Origin of the sequence: Streptomyces sp. WAC05292, from assembly GCF_003949955.1 — a bacterium.
GTDB classification, from domain to species: Bacteria; Actinomycetota; Actinomycetes; order Streptomycetales; family Streptomycetaceae; genus Streptomyces; species Streptomyces globosus.
On the sequence record NZ_RPSE01000647.1, the window covers coordinates 1 to 2,023 of the forward strand.

A 2,023-nucleotide genomic window follows, 5' to 3' on the forward strand; every position below is an offset into this window, starting at 1 on the left:
CGGGGGCGGGGACGGTGCCGCCGGCGAAGCCGACGACGACGATCCGGCCCTCGAAGGCGATGCACTTCGTGGAGGCGGTGTAGGCGTCCCCGCCGACCGGGTCGTAGACGACGTCGGCGCCGCGGCCGGGTCGCATCCGAGGAGGGCCACGGCGCAGAGCACGGCGTGCGCCAGGTAGGGGGCGGGGGCGGCGGCCCTTCCGAGCTCCTCCAGCACGACGGCGGCCTCGCGCGGTCCGGCGCCCTGGCCCCCGAGCTCCTCGGGGACGAGCAGGCCGGCCGTGCCGATGCCCGCGGCGAGGGTGTGCCACAGGGCGGGATCGTGGGGGCGGCCGCCCTCGGCGCGGGCGAGGACGTCGGCGGGGGTGCAGCGGGCGGCGAGGAGGGAGCGCACGGCGGAGCGCAGCTCCTCCTCGGTGTCGGAGTACCGCAGGTCGGGGGCGGCGCCGGGAGTGGTCATCGGGCCAGGTCCTTCCAGGGGACGTCCTTGTCGTCGCGCGGCTCGGCGGGCAGGCCGAGGACGCGTTCGGCGACGATGTTCAGCAGGATCTCGCTGGTGCCGCCTTCGATGCTGTTGCCCTTGGCGCGCAGGTAGCGGTAGCCGGCGTCGCGGCCGGTGAAGTCGACGGTGTCGGGGCGGGTCATCTCCCAGTCCCCGTAGTACAGGCCGTCCTCGCCGAGGAACTCGACCTCCAGGCCGCTGATCTCCTGGTTGAGGCGGGCGAAGGTCAGCTTCATCCCGGAGCCCTCGGGGCCGGGCTGTCCGGCGGCGAGCTGCTGCCGCAGCCGCTCGGCGGCCAGCCGGGCGACCTCCGCCTCCACCCACAGGCCGAGGAGGCGCTGGTGGTGGGCGTGGGTGCGCAGGGCGGGCCGCTCGCGCCAGGCCTCGGCGAGGCGGCCGATCATGCCGCCCTCGCGGGGGATGCGCATGCCGCCGATGGAGACGCGCTCGTTCATCAGCGTGGTCCGTGCGACGTCCCAGCCCCGGCCGACGGCGCCGATCCGGTGCGCGTCGGGGATGCGGACGCCGGTGAGGAACACCTCGTTGAACTCGGCTTCGCCGGTGATCTGGCGCAGCGGGCGGACCTCGACGCCGGGGGCGTGCATGTCGCACACGAAGAAGCTGATGCCCCGGTGCTTGGGCAGGCCGGGGTCGGTGCGGGCGAGGAGGATGCCCCAGCGGGCGGTGTGGGCGCTGGACGTCCACACCTTCTGCCCGTCGACGACCCATTCGCCGGCCGCCTCGTCGAGGACGGCGCGGGTGCCGAGGGCGGCGAGGTCGGAGCCGGCGCCCGGTTCGCTGAAGAGCTGGCACCAGACCTCCTCGCCGGTCCACAGGGGGCGCAGGAAGCGCTGTTTCTGCTCCCCGGTGCCGTGCGCGAGGATGGTCGGCGCGGCCATGCCGAGGCCGATCCCGATGCGGCGCGGGTCGTTGTCCGGGGCTCCGGCGGCGGCGAGTTCGGCGTCGACGGCGGCCTGGAGGGATCGGGGCGCGCCCAGCCCGCCGAGGCCCTCGGGGTAGTGGACCCAGGCGAGTCCGGCATCGAAGCGGGCCCGCAGGAAGGCGGTGCGGGCGGTGGTGGCGGGCGGGTGTGCGGCGAGCAGCTCGCGGACCCGGGCGCTCAGGGTGTCGGGTGTGGTCACGGCCGGGGGGCTCCGTCCCGGGCGGGGACGACGACGAGCCGGCCGGTGGTCGTGCCGTCGGCGACGCGCTGGACCGCGTCGGCGGCGGCCGCGAGCGGGAGGCGCTCGCTGACCAGGGGTTTGACGGCTCCGGCGGCGGCGAGGCGGGTGAGTTCGGCGTGGCAGGCGCGGACGGCCGCCGGGTCCTGGCGGGCGTAGAGGCCCCAGTGCAGGCCCAGGACGGAGTAGTTCTTGACGAGGACGTGGTTCAGGGCGGGGGCGGGGACGGTGCCGCCGGCGAAGCCGACGACGACGATCCGGCCCTCGAAGGCGATGCACTTCGTGGAGGCGGTGTAGGCGTCCCCGCCGACCGGGTCGTAGACGACGTCGGCGCCGCGGCC

Annotated in this window: 3 protein-coding genes; all 3 read right to left on the reverse strand. The window is 75.9% G+C overall.

Features of this window, described 5'->3' with window-relative positions; genetic code table 11:
* A partial coding sequence (locus EF903_RS32015) for an acyl-CoA dehydrogenase family protein (protein WP_260616206.1) occupies positions 1-459 on the reverse strand: 459 nt, incomplete at its 3' end.
* Positions 456-1,643, reverse strand: coding sequence for an acyl-CoA dehydrogenase family protein (locus EF903_RS32020; RefSeq protein WP_125548460.1), 1,188 nt, complete (start codon positions 1,641-1,643; stop codon positions 456-458). The genes EF903_RS32015 and EF903_RS32020, both read right to left, overlap by 4 nt.
* Positions 1,640-2,023 (reverse strand): zinc-binding dehydrogenase (locus EF903_RS32025; protein WP_148142641.1); only part of this gene is annotated, 384 nt, incomplete at its 5' end. The genes EF903_RS32025 and EF903_RS32020, both read right to left, overlap by 4 nt.